The 16,854-nt window shown below is 54.5% G+C and carries 19 protein-coding genes; 3 read left to right on the forward strand and 16 right to left on the reverse strand.

The features are described 5' to 3' along the window. Window positions 1-146 precede the first annotated feature (146 nt). The 9 genes from tuf to fkpA form a co-directional block, all read right to left on the reverse strand. Entirely contained in the window at window positions 147-1,331 is a 1,185-nt protein-coding gene (gene tuf, locus ACB496_RS20350; protein ID WP_100778647.1) for an elongation factor Tu, read from the reverse strand. 68 nt (window positions 1,332-1,399) lie between these two features. Then, window positions 1,400-3,514, reverse strand: a complete 2,115-nt coding sequence (gene fusA, locus ACB496_RS20355) for an elongation factor G (protein WP_100778646.1) — start codon at window positions 3,512-3,514, stop codon at window positions 1,400-1,402. A gap of 95 nt (window positions 3,515-3,609) precedes the next feature. Continuing rightward, window positions 3,610-4,080 carry a 30S ribosomal protein S7 gene (gene rpsG / locus ACB496_RS20360; RefSeq protein WP_004106370.1) on the reverse strand — a complete coding sequence of 157 codons (471 nt, stop codon included), beginning with the start codon at window positions 4,078-4,080 and terminating at the stop codon, window positions 3,610-3,612. A 96-nt stretch (window positions 4,081-4,176) separates the two neighbouring features. Then, entirely contained in the window at window positions 4,177-4,551 is a 375-nt protein-coding gene (gene rpsL, locus ACB496_RS20365) for a 30S ribosomal protein S12 (RefSeq protein WP_000246815.1), read from the reverse strand. A gap of 123 nt (window positions 4,552-4,674) precedes the next feature. After that, window positions 4,675-4,962 (reverse strand): sulfurtransferase complex subunit TusB, encoded by a 288-nt coding sequence (gene tusB, locus ACB496_RS20370; protein ID WP_102105357.1) that lies wholly within the window; start codon window positions 4,960-4,962, stop codon window positions 4,675-4,677. Window positions 4,963-4,969: 7 nt separating this feature from the next. Beyond that, window positions 4,970-5,329, reverse strand: a complete 360-nt coding sequence (gene tusC, locus ACB496_RS20375) for a sulfurtransferase complex subunit TusC (RefSeq protein ID WP_371973504.1) — start codon at window positions 5,327-5,329, stop codon at window positions 4,970-4,972. Next, window positions 5,329-5,715, reverse strand: a complete 387-nt coding sequence (tusD, locus tag ACB496_RS20380; protein WP_100778643.1) for a sulfurtransferase complex subunit TusD — start codon at window positions 5,713-5,715, stop codon at window positions 5,329-5,331. Before tusD ends, tusC begins: the two co-directional genes overlap by 1 nt. Continuing rightward, window positions 5,715-6,437, reverse strand: a complete 723-nt coding sequence (locus ACB496_RS20385) for a transcriptional regulator (protein WP_100778642.1) — start codon at window positions 6,435-6,437, stop codon at window positions 5,715-5,717. The genes tusD and ACB496_RS20385 overlap by 1 nt, the downstream gene beginning before the upstream one ends. Window positions 6,438-6,601: 164 nt before the next feature. Beyond that, window positions 6,602-7,423: an FKBP-type peptidyl-prolyl cis-trans isomerase gene (fkpA, locus tag ACB496_RS20390; RefSeq protein WP_095283677.1), complete on the reverse strand. Its 822-nt coding sequence runs from the start codon at window positions 7,421-7,423 to the stop codon at window positions 6,602-6,604. Between the two features lie 236 nt (window positions 7,424-7,659). Here fkpA and ACB496_RS20395 point away from each other — a divergent pair, with 236 nt between their 5' ends. Further along, complete coding sequence (locus ACB496_RS20395) at window positions 7,660-7,878, forward strand: protein SlyX (protein WP_100778641.1); 219 nt, start codon at window positions 7,660-7,662, stop codon at window positions 7,876-7,878. Window positions 7,879-8,056: 178 nt separating this feature from the next. On the opposite strand, the gene slyD is transcribed toward ACB496_RS20395, so the two are convergent. The 4 genes from slyD to kefG form a co-directional block, all read right to left on the reverse strand. Then, window positions 8,057-8,644 (reverse strand): peptidylprolyl isomerase, encoded by a 588-nt coding sequence (gene slyD, locus ACB496_RS20400; RefSeq protein ID WP_095283679.1) that lies wholly within the window; start codon window positions 8,642-8,644, stop codon window positions 8,057-8,059. A 94-nt stretch (window positions 8,645-8,738) separates the two neighbouring features. Then, window positions 8,739-8,939 (reverse strand): YheV family putative zinc ribbon protein, encoded by a 201-nt coding sequence (locus ACB496_RS20405; protein WP_100778640.1) that lies wholly within the window; start codon window positions 8,937-8,939, stop codon window positions 8,739-8,741. A 10-nt stretch (window positions 8,940-8,949) separates the two neighbouring features. Further along, complete coding sequence (gene kefB, locus ACB496_RS20410) at window positions 8,950-10,755, reverse strand: glutathione-regulated potassium-efflux system protein KefB (RefSeq protein WP_107702728.1); 1,806 nt, start codon at window positions 10,753-10,755, stop codon at window positions 8,950-8,952. Then, a complete protein-coding gene (gene kefG / locus ACB496_RS20415) occupies window positions 10,755-11,309 on the reverse strand; it encodes a glutathione-regulated potassium-efflux system ancillary protein KefG (RefSeq protein ID WP_100778638.1) in 555 nt (184 codons plus the stop codon). Before kefG ends, kefB begins: the two co-directional genes overlap by 1 nt. Before the next feature lie 121 nt (window positions 11,310-11,430). Between kefG and ACB496_RS20420 the strand changes: the two genes are divergently transcribed. Together ACB496_RS20420 and ACB496_RS20425 are read left to right on the forward strand one after the other, a co-directional pair. After that, a complete protein-coding gene (locus ACB496_RS20420; RefSeq protein ID WP_100778637.1) occupies window positions 11,431-13,335 on the forward strand; it encodes an ABC transporter ATP-binding protein in 1,905 nt (634 codons plus the stop codon). Between the two features lie 15 nt (window positions 13,336-13,350). Further along, window positions 13,351-14,283 carry a LysR family transcriptional regulator gene (locus tag ACB496_RS20425; RefSeq protein WP_371973509.1) on the forward strand — a complete coding sequence of 311 codons (933 nt, stop codon included), beginning with the start codon at window positions 13,351-13,353 and terminating at the stop codon, window positions 14,281-14,283. A gap of 79 nt (window positions 14,284-14,362) precedes the next feature. Here the strand turns inward: ACB496_RS20425 and mdcH are convergent, their stop codons facing one another. The 3 genes from mdcH to ACB496_RS20440 are packed head-to-tail and all read right to left on the reverse strand — an operon-like array spanning window position 14,363 to window position 16,838. After that, window positions 14,363-15,259, reverse strand: a complete 897-nt coding sequence (gene mdcH / locus ACB496_RS20430) for a malonate decarboxylase subunit epsilon (RefSeq protein WP_371973511.1) — start codon at window positions 15,257-15,259, stop codon at window positions 14,363-14,365. Beyond that, a complete protein-coding gene (locus tag ACB496_RS20435; RefSeq protein WP_371973513.1) occupies window positions 15,256-15,876 on the reverse strand; it encodes a malonate decarboxylase holo-ACP synthase in 621 nt (206 codons plus the stop codon). Before ACB496_RS20435 ends, mdcH begins: the two co-directional genes overlap by 4 nt. 2 nt (window positions 15,877-15,878) lie before the next feature. Then, window positions 15,879-16,838, reverse strand: coding sequence for an AEC family transporter (locus ACB496_RS20440; RefSeq protein ID WP_100778633.1), 960 nt, complete (start codon window positions 16,836-16,838; stop codon window positions 15,879-15,881). Window positions 16,839-16,854 lie beyond the last annotated feature (16 nt).

A 16,854-nucleotide genomic window follows, 5' to 3' on the forward strand; every position in this document is an offset into this window, starting at 1 on the left:
AATAATTATGATTACAATAGCACATCCGTTCCTGGGCGCGTCGGCAGCTAACAAAAAATGCGAATAATTGTGACGGGCAAAGAATTCAGGACACAAAAAAGGGCGCCGAAGCGCCCTTTTTTTATTCAAAACTAATTAACGAGTAATTAGCCCAGAACTTTAGCAACAACGCCCGCACCAACAGTACGGCCGCCTTCACGGATTGCGAAACGCAGACCGTCATCCATCGCGATTGGGTGGATCAGGGTAACAACCATTTTGATGTTGTCGCCTGGCATTACCATCTCTACGCCTTCTGGCAGTTCGATGGTACCGGTCACGTCAGTTGTACGGAAGTAGAACTGTGGACGGTAGCCTTTGAAGAACGGAGTATGACGGCCGCCTTCATCTTTGGACAGGATGTAAACTTCAGATTCGAATTTGGTGTGCGGCTTGATAGAGCCTGGCTTAGCCAGTACCTGACCACGTTCGATTTCTTCACGTTTGATACCACGCAGCAGAACACCAACGTTCTCACCAGCACGGCCTTCGTCCAGCAGTTTGCGGAACATTTCAACGCCAGTACAGGTAGACTTAGCAGTCTCTTTGATACCAACGATTTCAACTTCTTCGCCAACTTTAACGATACCGCGCTCTACACGACCGGTAACAACAGTACCACGGCCGGAGATGGAGAATACGTCTTCGATAGGCAGCAGGAACGGCTTGTCAATCGCACGCTCTGGTTCTGGGATGTAAGAATCCAGGAAGCCAGCCAGCTCAACGATTTTAGCTTCCCACTCTGCTTCGCCTTCCAGCGCTTTCAGAGCAGAACCACGGATGATTGGAGTATCATCACCTGGGAAGTCGTACTGGGACAGAAGTTCACGAACTTCCATTTCAACCAGTTCCAGCAGCTCTTCGTCATCAACCATGTCGCATTTGTTCAGGAACACGATGATGAAAGGAACGCCAACCTGACGACCCAGCAGGATGTGCTCACGAGTCTGAGGCATAGGGCCGTCAGTCGCAGCAACAACCAGGATTGCGCCATCCATCTGAGCAGCGCCGGTGATCATGTTTTTAACATAGTCGGCGTGGCCCGGGCAGTCTACGTGTGCGTAGTGGCGAGTCGGGGTGTCATATTCAACGTGGGAAGTGTTGATGGTGATACCACGAGCTTTTTCTTCTGGTGCGTTATCGATCTGATCGAATGCACGAGCAGAACCACCGTAGGTTTTAGCCAGAACGGTAGTGATTGCAGCAGTCAGGGTAGTTTTACCATGGTCAACGTGGCCGATAGTACCAACGTTGACGTGCGGTTTTGTACGTTCAAATTTTTCTTTAGACACGGCTATATTCCTTACTATAGTGCCCCCTCACCGAGGGGACACGGGATTTTGGTTTTTAAACCTGAGGCTTATTTGCCACGGGCTTCGATTACGGCCTGAGCAACGTTGTTCGGCGCATCATCATACTTCAGGAATTCCATGGAGTAAGATGCACGACCTTTAGTCAGAGAACGCAGCTGAGTTGCGTACCCGAACATTTCTGACAACGGAACTTCAGCATGAATCTGAACGCCAGTAGCGTTAGATTCCTGACCTTTCAGCTGACCACGACGACGGCTAAGGTCACCGATAACGTCACCGGTGTTCTCTTCCGGAGTCTCTACTTCAACCTTCATGATAGGCTCAAGCAGAACTGGTTTCGCTTTCTTAAAGCCATCTTTGAAGGCGATAGAAGCGGCCAGTTTAAACGCCAGTTCAGAGGAGTCAACGTCATGGTAAGAACCGAAGTGCAGACGCACGCCGAGATCTACTACCGGGTAACCTGCCAGAGGGCCAGACTTCAGCTGCTCTTGGATACCTTTATCAACGGCAGGGATGTATTCGCCAGGAATTACACCACCTTTGATGTCGTTGATGAACTCGTAACCTTTCGGATTTGAGCCCGGCTCCAGTGGGTACATGTCGATAACAACATGACCGTACTGACCACGACCACCAGACTGCTTAGCGTGTTTACCTTCAACATCGGTAACTTTCGCACGAATCGCTTCGCGGTAAGCAACCTGAGGTTTACCCACGTTAGCTTCAACGTTGAATTCACGCTTCATACGGTCAACGATGATGTCGAGGTGCAGTTCACCCATACCAGCGATGATAGTCTGGTTAGATTCTTCATCAGTCCATACGCGGAATGATGGGTCTTCTTTAGCCAGACGGCCCAGAGCCAGACCCATTTTTTCCTGGTCAGCTTTGGTTTTTGGTTCAACGGCGATAGAGATTACTGGCTCAGGGAACTCCATACGCTCCAGAATGATCGGGTGATCTGGGTTACACAGGGTGTCACCAGTAGTCACGTCTTTCAGACCGATAGCCGCAGCGATGTCGCCTGCGCGAACTTCTTTGATCTCTTCACGTTTGTTCGCGTGCATCTGTACGATACGACCGAAACGTTCACGTGCAGCTTTCACGGAGTTCAGGATGGTGTCACCGGAGTTAACCACGCCAGAGTACACGCGGAAGAACGTCAGGTTACCCACGAACGGGTCGGTAGCGATTTTGAACGCCAGTGCAGCAAACGGCTCGTCATCACTTGCGTGACGTTCAGCCGGAGTGTCTTTACCGTCGTCCAGGATACCGTTGATCGCAGGAACATCTACTGGAGATGGCAGGTAATCAATTACCGCATCCAGCATTGCCTGAACACCTTTGTTCTTGAACGCAGAACCACAGGTTACCAGGATGATTTCGTTGTTCAGAACGCGCTGACGCAGAGCTTTCTTGATCTCTTCTTCAGTCAGTTCTTCACCACCCAGGTATTTCTCCATCAGCTCTTCTGAAGCTTCAGCAGCGGACTCGATCAGGTTCTGGTGCCATTCGTCGGCCAGGTCCTGCATGTCTGCTGGAATATCTTCATAAACGAAGGTGACGCCTGCATCTTCTTCGTTCCAGTTGATGGCTTTCATTTTCACCAGGTCAACAACACCGGTGAAACCTTCTTCAGCACCAATTGCCAGCTGAAGCGGAACCGGAGTCGCGCCCAGACGGGTTTTGATCTGACCAACAACTTTCAGGAAGTTAGCACCCATACGGTCCATTTTGTTAACGAACGCGATGCGTGGAACTTTGTATTTATTAGCCTGACGCCATACGGTTTCAGACTGTGGCTGAACACCACCAACTGCGCAGTAAACCATTACTGCACCATCAAGAACACGCATGGAACGTTCAACTTCGATGGTGAAGTCAACGTGCCCCGGGGTGTCGATGATGTTTACGCGATGCGGTTCATACTGCTTAGCCATACCTGACCAGAATGCAGTAGTCGCTGCGGAGGTGATGGTAATACCACGCTCCTGCTCCTGTTCCATCCAGTCCATGGTAGCTGCGCCGTCATGAACTTCACCGATTTTATGGTTTACACCGGTGTAGAACAGAATACGTTCGGTAGTAGTGGTTTTACCGGCGTCGATGTGCGCACTGATACCGATGTTACGGTAGCGTGCGATGGGTGTTGTACGAGCCATTTGATTCCTCGTTTGATTCTTTGGCGTTCAGTTAAGTAACCCAGAGCGGGCGGCTTCTCTGAAGCGCCCGCCTGGTGACTATGACTCCGAAGGGATTACCAACGGTAGTGTGCGAACGCCTTGTTGGCTTCTGCCATACGGTGAACGTCTTCACGTTTCTTAACTGCAGTACCTTTGTTGTCTGCAGCATCAGAAAGTTCGTTCGCCAGACGCAGAGCCATGGATTTATCACCGCGTTTACGAGCAGCTTCAACGATCCAACGCATTGCCAGAGCATTACGACGAACCGGACGAACTTCAACTGGAACCTGATAAGTAGAACCACCAACGCGGCGGGACTTAACTTCTACGGTTGGGCGAACGTTGTCGAGAGCGACTTCGAAAGCTTCCAGTTCATTTTTACCAGAACGCTGAGCCAGGGTCTCCAGCGCGCTGTATACGATTGCTTCTGCAGTAGATTTTTTACCATCTACCATCAGGATATTTACAAATTTTGCCAGCAGTTCTGATCCGAACTTAGGATCTGGAAGGATTTTACGCTGACCAATGACGCGACGACGTGGCATGGGAATACTCCGTTGTTAATTCAGGATTGTCCAAAACTCAAAGAGTTTAGTTTGACATTAAGATAAATCAGTTTGGCCTTACTTAACGGAGAACCATTAAGCCTTAGGACGCTTCACGCCATACTTGGAGCGAGCTTGCTTACGGTCTTTAACGCCGGAGCAGTCGAGCGCACCACGAACGGTGTGATAACGAACACCCGGAAGGTCTTTTACACGACCGCCACGGATCAGGATCACGGAGTGTTCCTGCAGGTTGTGACCTTCACCACCGATGTAGGAAGTCACTTCAAAACCGTTGGTCAAACGCACACGGCATACTTTACGCAGTGCGGAGTTTGGTTTCTTAGGAGTGGTGGTATATACACGAGTACATACGCCACGTTTCTGCGGGCAGGCTTCCAGCGCAGGCACGTTGCTTTTTGCAACTTTGCGAGCGCGTGGTTTGCGTACCAGCTGGTTAACTGTTGCCATTAAATAGCTCCTGGTTTTAGCTTTTGCTTCGTAAACACGTAATAAATCGCCTCATACAATATGAGGACGCGAAATTTTAGGGCCACGCCGAAAAGGTGTCAAGAAATATACAGCGATCTCACCTCACCAACTCATTTGAGTTGTGTGTTTCACTGAGAGATTGACGAAATCAGTATAGCTAACCACGTCGATTTTGGCTGAAATTTGAGCAGCAAGGCCGCGTGCATCAATGTCTTCCTTTAGCGCAGAGACAGTAATGGGGGCATTATTGAGCATTTCAACAAAGCGGCTGCCTTCAATTGCGGCCAGCACGCCGTCCTGAATCAGCAGCAGGTCGTCGCCGTCGGCCAGCATTCTCAGCAACCCGTCGATATCGCACTGCCACGGAGAGTGGCTTAAGGTATGGAGCATGACGGCCTCAGAAAGTCAGAACAGTATGATATTGAGAGAGTTGTTCACGTAACACCTCGGGCGCGACGACGGTCACATCCAGAACCATAGCGGTGTTTACATCCAGCCCTCGCTCTTTTAGCGATGCCGCACAGACCCAGAAAGTCTCGATGTCGTACAGGGGCAGAACTTTGAAGGTCGCAATATAGTCACGCGCCAAAATCTGCTGAGGCTGTTGCCCGGCCAAAAGCTGGAGCACGCCATCACCGATAAAGAAGACACCGATATCTTCCGTCAGAGCCGAGGTCGCTAAAAGCGCATCAAGCCCTTCCCTGCCAGCTGCACTGCCGTGAGGGGCAGAAGTAAATACAAAGGCAACGCGGTTCATCAGAATTGTACCATCCGATCGCAGGTCAACGCCGCTTGAGCCAGCGCGCCTAAGCCACTGAGGGAAAAGCCAGGCTGGAGATTCGCCCCGGCAAGGCCAATACGCTCTGCTTCGGCTTCATCCGTCACACCGCGACGCAACGCCGCCGCGACACAGATGTGCAGCTCGACGCCCTGTAACTCATTAAGTTTCTGCCAGCCGCGCACCAGATCAAACTCATCCGACGCAGGCGAGGTCAGCTGGTTAGCGTTGTAGACCCCTTCCCGGTAGAAAAAGACACTGCTCAGCTGATGCCCGGCAGCCAACAACGCCTCGGAAAATTGAAAAGCGCTACTGGCCTGCTGAGTGCCGTAAGCCGGGCCTGTCACCATGATGGCAAAACGCATTACTTCTCTTGTCCCAGGAAATCACCGCTTTTGAACTGGCGGATGTAAAGATAAACCGTGTGCTTGGAAATGTTCAGGCGATCTGCCACCTGGTTAATCGCATCTTTAATATCGAAAATGCCTTTTTCATAGAGGTTCAGCACGATCTGACGGTTCTTAGCGTTGTTCGATACGTTGCGATCGGCATTAACCTCTTCGATGGTGAACTCCAGCGTCTGGGTGACGAGGTCTTCAACGGAAGACGCAAAGTTCACCGACGAGTTCACTTCCGGCGTTTCAGGCGGAATAAAGGTGCTCATGATTTGAGAGAACGGCACATCAAGGTTCATGTTGATACACAGCAGTCCGATTACGCGGTGCTCGCGGTTACGGATGGCGATCGTTTCTGACTTCATCAGAACGCCGCTTTTGGCACGAGTGAAATAACATTTGGAGACGCTGCTGTCCGCGCCGGTCATGTCGTGCAGCATACGCAGTGCAAGGTCGGTAATTGGCGATCCAATTTTGCGGCCAGTGTGCTCACCATTAGCAATGCGGATGGCGGAACATTTCAGATCTTGCAGGGAGTGCAATACGATTTCGCAGTGGGAGCCAATGAGCATCGCTAACCCGTCCACCACCGCTTCGTAGGATTTGAGAATATCGAAGTCGGTCTGATCGAAAGGACGTTGATCCAGCAAATCGAGTTCACTGGTTTCGTTGGTTAAAAGCGACCTGGACATGAAAAAAACACTCCTTTTCAGGAGCCTGTCATTAGGTTGTCAGGGCAGGCTCATATTTACACGGACAACTAAATTAATACAGCGTAGGTAACGCTTTCCAGTGTTAATTATATCTGCCCCACAATAAAAAAACCGCCGCCTTAAAGGCGGCGGTTTTCAGCGTTTTACTTCTTCGCTGCGTCTGCAGCTTTATCATCTGCAGCAGCATCTGGTTTGGCATCTGCCTTCGGTGCTGGTTTGATGTCCAGCAGCTCAACATTGAAGACCAGAGTGGAGTTAGCCGGAATACCCGGAACGCCCGTTTTGCCGTAAGCCAGATCCGGTGGGATTACCAGCTGAATTTTGCCGCCTTTCTTGATGTTTTTCAGGCCTTCGGTCCAGCCTGGGATAACACCGTCAAGACGGAAGGAGAGCGGTTCACCACGGGTATAAGAGTTATCGAACTCTTTACCGTCGATCAGGGTACCTTTGTAGTTCACAACTACGGTATCGCTGTCTTTAGGCGCATCGCCAGTACCGGCTTTCTCTACTTTGTACAGCAGACCGGTAGAAGAGGTTTTCACACCCTTCTCTTTAGCAAAAGTATCGCGGTAGGCTTTGCCTTTCGCTTCGTTGTCTTTTGCGTCTTGTTCCATCTTGCCCTGAGCAGCACCTTTCACGCGAGCTTCAAAAGCCTGCAGGGTCTGTTCGATTTCCTGGTCAGACAGTTTGCTCTTGTTTGCAAACGCATCCTGAACCCCGGCGATCAGCTGGTCTTTATCCAGTTTGATGCCCAGTTTCTCTTGCTCTTTGAGAGAGTTTTCCATGTAACGGCCCAGAGATGCGCCCAGCGCATAGGCTGATTTCTGGTCGTCATTTTTGAACGCAGCTTTACTGTCTGCGCTTGCAGCAGGCTTCGCAGCGGTATCAGCAGCGAAAGAGAGCGGCGCATTCAGTGCGACGGCCATCGTGGTCGCCAGCAGCGTTACTTTAAACAGTGATTTCATCCATTTCTCCAGGACCGGGGCCTCTCACCCCAGCGTTAAACGTATATGAGAAGCGTACTATAGAACGTTGAAGAAGAAATCTACAGACAGACTCTCCCTAAACTCGCTTCTTTTCAGACTATTTTTGTTTAAATAAGTTTCTTGCATTAAGGCAGGATGCTTTACAGAGGAGTAAACTCGGGTAAAATTCGCCGCCGCCAACGCCCCTGGCGTGCGAAATCACAGAGAGGTCAATCATGCAAAATACGACATTGGAAGCGCGGCTGGCCGAGCTGGAAAGCCGCCTGGCTTTTCAGGAAGTGACCATCGATGAGCTGAACCAGACGGTGACGGCTCACGAACTGGAAATGGCCAAACTGCGCGATCTTCTGCGCCTGCTTACGGAAAAAGTGAAAGCGACACAGTCGTCACATATCGCCTCACAGGCAGAAGAGACGCCCCCACCTCACTATTGAGGCATAAAAAAAGCGGGAATATTTCCCGCTTTTTTGTGCCTGCGACACTGCTAAATTACCCGGTCATACGCGTTGCAGAAAGATGACTGGTTAGAACATTCCCGAGAGCATAGAACACTCTACCACCGGGACTGGAAAACGCAGTCAACGTCTCTGCGGCTCGAAAGACGCCGGTGATTTAGTGGCAGCCGCAACCGCCGTTACCACCACAACCGCCTTTGCCGTGCTCATGACCGTGGTCATGATCGTGGCCGTGACCACCGCAGCAACCGTCATGGTCGTGATCGTGGTCGTGACCATTTGCACCGTGAACGTGGCCATGAGCCAGCTCTTCAGCAGTCGCTTCACGAATCGCGATAACTTCAACGTTGAATTTCAGGTTCTGGCCAGCCAGCATGTGGTTACCGTCAACCACAACGTGCTCGTCTTCAACTTCTGTGATTTCAACAGGTACTGGACCCTGGTCAGTTTCAGCCAGGAAACGCATGCCAACCTGCAGCTCGTCAACGCCCATGAACACGTCTTTAGGAACGCGCTGAACCAGATTATCGTCGTACTGACCGTAAGCGTCATTCGCGCCTACAGCAACATCAAATTTGTCGCCAACAACATGACCTTCCAGCGCGTTTTCCAGGCCGGAAATCAGGGAACCGTGACCATGCAGGTAGTCCAGCGGCGCACTCACCGGAGACTCATCAACCAACACACCGTCTTCTGTACGTACCTGATAGGCCAGGCTGACCACCAGGTCTTTTGCTACTTTCATGATATCTCCTGAGCGTGGGAAAATTGCTGGCGCAGATTGTAGCGGAAATCTGCACCCGTGTACCCTTTAGCTTAAAAAATCTGAGGGCATATCGCTAGTCCGGATGAAAAATGCCGATCACTTGCTCTTCTTTGCGAACATGCTCGCGAACCTCTTTGTCCGCCTCGCGCATCTGGTGCCCGCACTTAACACACTCAACAATATCGATATTATTCTCGCGCCACATGGCCAGGGTATCTTGCGCCTGGCAGGACGGGCATTTTGCGCCTGCAATAAAACGTTTACGAACTGCCATACTTTTTCCCCTATTCAAATTCATCCCAGCCATCCAGCTGACGCCGTTCCTTCTGCATCTCACGCTGGAAAATCTCTTCCAGCTCACGGCGAGCTTCTCGCACGCGGGAGATTTGCGCCGTATCGCTATGGACGGGCATTAACTCGCGCAGCATACGCATATCAAGCCTGCGGAAATGCAGCTGGGCGCGCAGCGCCTGGTGCGGATGCATCCCCAGCGAAACCAGCGTCTTACGGCCTAGCTCAAGGGCGCTGGAAAACGTCTCACGCGAGAAGTTTTTCACCCCCGCCTGTAACAGCTCATGGGCTTCCACGCGCCCTCTGGCACGCGCCAGAATATGCAGATGCGGGAAATGCTGCTGACACAGCTCCACCAGCTTCATCGTATCTTCCGGTTCATTACAGGTGATGACGATCGACTCTGCGGCCTCGGCACCTGCTGAACGCAGCAACTCAAGCTGCGTCGCATCGCCGTAATAGACTTTATAACCGTATTTGCGCATCAGATTTACTGCGCTGATATCACGCTCCAGCACCGTAATACGCATCTCATTGGCCATCAGCAAACGGCCAATGACCTGCCCAAAACGGCCAAACCCCACCACAATTACCTGTGGTTTATCATCTTCCACCCATGGTGTTTCCGCTTCGTCTTCCGGCGGATTAAAGCGGCGCGACAGGGATTTATCAATCAGCTTCATCAGCAGCGGCGTGGTCATCATCGACAGGGTGACCGTCACCAGCAGCAGCGCCATCTGATCATCCTGAAATAAACGCTGGGACGATGCTGTGGAGAAGAGCACAAATGCGAACTCTCCCCCCTGACTTAGCACGCCCGCGAACTGCATGCGCTCAGAACTTCGGAGGCCGTAAATCCGCGCCAGGGCGTAAAGCACGCCGGTTTTCACCGCCACCAGCACCGCGACGCTGATCACCACCCACAGCAGATGGGTGTAGAGCACGCCAAGGTTGAGCGCCATGCCTACAGAGATAAAGAACAGCCCTAACAGCAGCCCCTTAAAGGGATCGATGGCAATCTCCAGCTCGTGACGATATTCACTCTCTGCCAGCAGGACGCCCGCTATAAATGTCCCCAGCGCCATCGACAGCCCCAGCGCATCCATAAACAGCGCGGAACCCAACACCAGCAGCAGCGTCGCCGCGGTAAATACTTCCCGCACGCCAGACGCCGCAATAAAGCGAAACACCGGACGCAGCAGGTAACGCCCGCCAATCAGCATGCCTGCAAACGCCAGCACCTTCATGCCAACTTTCATCCAGTCGAAATGATCGTCGCCAGATCCGGCGAGCAGCGGCACCAGCGCTAACGCAGGGATCACCGCTAAATCCTGAAACAGCAAAACGGAAAAACCGAGCTGTCCCGACTCGTTGCGATTCATCCCCTTATCGCGCATCAGCTGCAGCGCCATCGCCGTCGAAGACATCGCCAGACCAATCCCGCCGATCACCGCCGCCTGCCACTTGAACTCGGTCAACATCAGTAATCCAGCGAGGATCACCGCGCTGAACAGCACCTGTGCGGCACCCACGCCAAAAATCGAGCGCCGCAGGTGCCAGAGCTTCGCCGGATTCAGCTCCAGCCCAATGATAAACATCAGGAAGACCACACCCAGCTCAGAGAAGTGGAGGATTTCATCCACGTCGCTTATAAATCCAAGCCCCCACGGGCCTATTGCGATACCTGCCAGCAGATAGCCCAGTACCGCGCCGATACCCAGCCGGGAGGCCAGCGGCACGGCCACAACCGCCGCGAAGAGGAACAACACACCAGCCAGTAACAGATCAGAACCTTCCATCAGCGGCCTCCTGTCAGAATCGGTGAGGCCAGCCAGTCGCCATAGGCTTTGGCATGATTCGCCAGCTCTTTTGAGGGCTGGCGGCGCGCCCAATAGACCACAATCGGGCTCATCCACTGCATACGGCACATGGCCGCTGTCAATTCAAAAGGGCGCAGAATATCGCTCATGGGATAGCGGTTTAGCCCGTCGTGACGGTAGGCGCTCTCGGGTTCACCGGTCGTGATGACACTCCGCCAGTACTTTCCCGCCAGCTGGTTTCCCCCTGGTCCACTGGAAAAGCCGCGGGTCAATACCCGGTCCAGCCACTCTTTCAGCAACGCCGGACAGCTGTAGGTATAGAGCGGATGCTGGAACACAATCACATCATGCTGACGCAACAGTTCCTGTTCGTGTGGAATATCAATAAAAAAATCAGGATAGTGCGCGTACAGGTCGTGCACCGTCACATTGCTGAGTTGTCGAGCCGGTTTGAGCAAAACCCGGTTAGCGACCGAGTCCTGTGATTCCGGATGGGCATACAGCAGCAGCACTTTTGCTGTCTGGGACATCATTCCCCTCCCGGGTCGTCATCATTGCCATTTTGGGCTAACATGGCACTCCCGCGTCAGGCGCGGTACAACATTTAACTCCATTATAATGACAACTTAACATAGTCGGAACACACGGCGCTCTATGATTGTTTTCTCCTCGTTACAAATTCGTCGCGGCGTACGCGTCCTGCTGGACAACGCTACAGCCACCATTAACCCTGGGCAAAAAGTCGGTCTGGTGGGCAAAAACGGCTGCGGCAAATCCACTCTGCTGTCGCTTCTGAAAAACGAGATGAGCGCCGATGCAGGGAGCTTCACCTATCCGGGAAACTGGCAGCTGGCCTGGGTTAACCAGGAAACCCCTGCCCTGAGCGTTCCGGCGCTCGACTATGTCATTGACGGCGACCGCGAATACCGCAAGCTGGAAGCCGAGCTGAACGCCGCCAACGAGCGTAACGACGGCCACGCCATCGCCACCGTTCACGGCAAGCTCGACGCCATCGACGCCTGGACCATTCGCTCGCGCGCCTCCAGCCTGCTGCACGGTCTGGGCTTCAGCAACGAGCAGTTAGAGCGCCCGGTGAGCGATTTCTCCGGCGGCTGGCGTATGCGCCTGAACCTCGCGCAAGCGCTGGTCTGCCGCTCGGATCTGCTGCTCCTCGATGAACCGACCAACCACCTCGATCTCGACGCGGTGATCTGGCTGGAAAAATGGCTGAAAAGCTATCAGGGCACGTTGATCCTGATCTCCCACGACCGCGACTTCCTCGATCCGGTCGTCGATAAAATCATTCATATCGAACAGGAATCGATGTTCGAATATACGGGCAACTACAGCTCGTTCGAGCGCCAGCGCGCCACACGCCTGTCACAGCAGCAGGCGATGTACGAAAGCCAGCAGCAGCGCGTTGCCCATCTGCAAAGCTTTGTTGATCGCTTTAAGGCCAAAGCCTCCAAAGCCAAACAGGCCCAGAGCCGCATCAAGATGCTCGAGCGCATGGAGATGATTGCCCCTGCGCACGTGGATAACCCGTTCCACTTTAGCTTCCGCGCCCCGGAAAGCCTGCCTAACCCATTGCTGAAGATGGAGAAGGTCAGCGCCGGCTACGGCGAGCGCATTATTCTCGACTCCATCAAGCTCAACCTGGTGCCGGGTTCTCGCATCGGTCTGCTCGGGCGTAATGGCGCGGGTAAGTCCACACTGATTAAACTGCTGGCGGGCGAACTGAACCCGGTCAGCGGCGATATCGGGCTGGCGAAGGGCATCAAACTGGGCTACTTCGCCCAGCACCAGCTGGAATTTTTACGCGCAGATGAATCGCCGATTCAGCACATGGCGCGTCTGGCACCTCAGGAAATGGAGCAAAAGCTGCGCGACTACCTCGGCGGTTTCGGCTTCCAGGGCGATAAAGTCAGCGAGAACACCGAGCGCTTCTCCGGCGGGGAAAAAGCCCGTCTGGTGCTGGCGCTGATCGTCTGGCAGCGTCCGAACCTGCTGCTGCTCGATGAACCGACTAACCACCTGGATCTCGATATGCGTCAGGCGTTGACCGAAGCGTTGATCGAATTCGAAGGCGCCCTTGTTGTGGTTTCGCACGACAGGCACCTGATCCGCTCCACCACCGATGACCTCTATCTGGTGCACGATGGCAAAGTCGAACCGTTCGACGGCGATCTGGAAGATTATCAGCAGTGGCTAACGGACGTGCAGAAGCAGGAAAACCAGCCTGCCGATGACGCGAAAGATAACGCCAACAGCGCTCAGGCGCGTAAAGACCAGAAACGTCGCGAGGCAGAACTGCGCACGCAAACCCAGCCGCTGCGTAAAGAGATCGCGCGTCTGGAAAAAGAGATGGAAAAACTGCACGCGCAGCTGGCCACGGTGGAAGAGAAGCTCGGCGACAGCGGCCTGTACGATCAGGCGCGCAAAGCCGAGCTGACCGAGTGCCTGCAGGTACAGGCCAAAACCAAATCTGGCCTGGAAGAGTGCGAAATGGCGTGGCTCGACGCGCAGGAACAGCTGGAAGAGATGCTGCAAACCGATTAAGGGATCAGGAAGGTTATGACTATCGACATCACGAGCGACATCACATTTCGCAAACTGAGTATTTTCATGACCTTCATGGAAAAGGGCAATATCGCCCGCACCGCCGAGGCTCTGGGCCTGAGCGGTGTCAGCGTGCACCGCGCCTTGCATACCCTTGAAGAGAACGTTCGCTGTCCGCTGTTCACCCACAAAGGACGCAATCTGATTGCGTTACCTTCCGCCTGGACACTGCTGGAGTACTGCCAGGAAGTGATGCAGGTGATGGAGCGCGGGCTGGAAGAGTCGCGCAAAATCGCCGGGATAGGACAGGGGCGCCTGCGCGTCGGCACGCTCTACTCCCTGACGATGGAAACCGTCCCACGGCTGATTATGGGGATGAAGCTGCGCCGTCCGGACCTGGAGATGGACCTGACGATGGGCTCTAACGACACCCTGCTCCATCTGCTCGATGAAGGCGCGCTGGACGCAATCCTGATCTCCATCTCCGAAAGCGATATCGACCGAAATACCCTCGAAGTGCTGCCCCTGTTCCAAGACGACATTTTCCTCGCCGCGCCCGCGTCGGCCAAACTCAACAGTAACGGCCTGGCCGATCTGCGCGATTACAAAGACCAGAAGTTCGTCTCGCTGGCGGAAGGGTTTGCCACCTACGCCGGTTTTCAGGACGCGTTTCAGATCGCCGGTTTTGAGCCGGAAATCGTCACCCGTGTGAATGATATCTTTTCGATGTTGAGTCTGGTGCAGGCGGGTGTGGGCTTTACGCTGATGCCCGGCAGGATGAAAAAGGTCTACGAGAACTCCGTGCAGCTGCTGAAGCTGGCGCAGCCGTACCAGATGCAACAGCTGATCGCGATTGTCTTTGCCCGCAACCGCGAGCAGGATCCGAGCCTGCGGGCACTGGCTGCAGAGGGGCGAATGTACGCCCGCAGTTTGCAGGACGGTAGCTGATGCTTTGCCGGATGTAACTCCGCGTTACCCGACGCAGGATTTTGCAGGAACAAAAAGCCCGACGCCAACAGGCAAAAATCTACCCGCGAAGACGTTTTGCCAGATGCACCGCCACATCCACGCCGCTACGCTCGAGCGAAACCGCTTCACCTTCCCACGCCGCCTGTCGCGTCAGGCACGTCAGCACACCGCCGGGAGGCATCTCTATCGCCAGTCGCGCCTCACGCTCGTTGGCGGAAATCACCGCCTCCTGCCAGCGCACCGTACGCGCCATGTTCATGGCTAAATCGTCGGCAATTTTCTCCGGCGCCCATAATACGCGTCCGGTACTGCCACTGAGCCAGGCACAGCGCGGGCGAGAAAGGGTCACACGGCTGAACGCCTCCGCCAGTTTCTGCGCCGGTGCCGCCAGCAGTTCACAATGCGAAGGCACACTCACCGCCAGCCGATGGGCTTTATTTGCGCCCTTCTCCAGCGCGCGTTTTGCCACTTCGGCCATTCCCTCATCGGTGCCGGCAATCACAATCTGCGTTTCCGCGTTAAGGTTAGCGATGTACGTGCCAGTGCCCGCGAGGAGCGCCTCCACCTGTGGCAGCGTCAGCCCCATGATGGCCGTCAAACCGTAGCCGTGGGGATACGCCTGCTCCATCAAATCACCGCGCAGGGCCACCAGCCGAAGCGCGTCGGTAAACGTCAGTGCACCGGCGATCACGGCAGCAGGATAAGCACCAATCGACAGGCCGCTGACAATATCTGGCGTCACGCCGCGTCGTTCCAGTTCTCGCGCCCAGGAAACGCCAGCGATCAGAAGAGACAGTTGCACCGCGCGGGTGTGTTTCAGCGCGTCGGGGGAATCCAGCCGATCCGCTTCTTCCCCCAGAACCTCTCGCGCTACCGCTCTCTCTGTACCCGGCAGGTCCTGCAGCATGCCTGCACGCTGCGTCCCCTGTCCCGGGAAGGTAAACAGAATTTTCATGACTCCTCCCTGCCCCACGGGTCGGCCACCAGGCGCGGCCCACGATGCGTTTTTAGCAGCGCTCTCCCCTCGCGCAGCCACTCGTTCAGTGCGAAACCGCCCGCAGGGGTTTCCACCTGCGTATCCACGCGGCACAACGCACTGCCGAGCTGCGCCGCCCAGCGCTGGAACGCTTCCTGAGGAAGCGGCACGGGCACCCGGATCAGCAGATCCAGATCGCTCTCGGCATGGATCACCGGAACGCCGGTTGCCAGCGCGTAGCCGGTACTGCCGGTTATCCCCCACGTCCAGGGCCACGCCTGCTGCGCAACCTGAAACGCCACCTGCACGGGCGGCTGGGTGATAAACGGCGAGCGCAGCAAATCGGTCGCGACGCTTAAATCTTCCGGAGATACCACGCGAGTGACGCGCTCGGGGTTAACCCAACCGGCGGCGCGTTGCTCGCGTTTCAAACCGCGCACGCCGACGGGGATCCGTCCGGTACCATCAACATCACGCCGCACCACCACAGGCAGACCGGTATGCCACACGCCATCCACCCAGGATTCGGTGATACCTTCCAGCGCGTCGCGCGCGTTAAGCCAGATAAGATCGTGCGGGCGTAATGTTGTGATCATAATTACATTCCTGAAGTCAGCGAGATAAACAGCGGCAGAGACAGGATACACAGGACCGAGCTTAACAGCAGCACCGCTTCTGCATCAGGAGACTGCACGCCAAAACGGTTGCCGAAGACCACGCCAAAGAAACCTGCGGAGAGCGCAATCATCAGAATTGCCGTGATCGCCACAGATCCATGCAGACCGAAAATCAGCACCAGACCCCAGGCAATGGCAGGCTGAATCAGCAGTTTGGCGATAGTGGAGGTGATCACCATGGTGTTGATTTGCAGTTTACGCGCAGAAAGGATCACCCCGGTCAGGAACAGGGCTGCCGCCGTAGCCGCCAGACCCAGCGGTTTAATCGCCGCCAGAACCAGTTCCGGCATTTTGATACCAATAGCCGACAGAATCACCCCGAGCAGCGGGCCCATCACGATCGGTTTTTTGATAGAGCGCCACATCAGCACCGGCAGCATCGCCAGAGTCGAACCGCTGTTGCCGCCTTCGGCACGCGCTTTTTCGCGCTCCAGAATCAGCAGACAGAACGGCGTCATCAGGACAGAACCACAGGCGATGGAGACCGCCACGGAGAGCGAGGTGGACGAACCTTCCCCGAGCACACTGCCGAGAATGGGCAGACCGAGCGCCGCATAGTTAGGCAGGGCCACCGTCAGGGTTAGTACGGCCGCATCCTGCGGGGATTTTTTAAAGACCTTGGTGGCCAGGAAATAGATCGCCGCATAGGTGATCCACATCGCCAGCGTCAGCACCAGAATCAGCGGCGACTGGGCGAGGATACCCGTCCACGGGGTTTGTACTGTGGCACTAAACAGCGCCGCAGGCAGCGCAAAATCCATCACAAAGATATTCAGCAGGGAGACATTTTTGTTATCGACCATTTTGGCCTTACCGGCCCAGAATCCCAGCAGCATGATGACAAAAATCGGAGCAAGAGCATGAACAATTACGTAAGTCATAAATCACCTGTAATTT

The organism is Lelliottia nimipressuralis (assembly GCF_041464075.1).
GTDB classification, from domain to species: domain Bacteria; phylum Pseudomonadota; class Gammaproteobacteria; order Enterobacterales; family Enterobacteriaceae; genus Enterobacter; species Enterobacter nimipressuralis.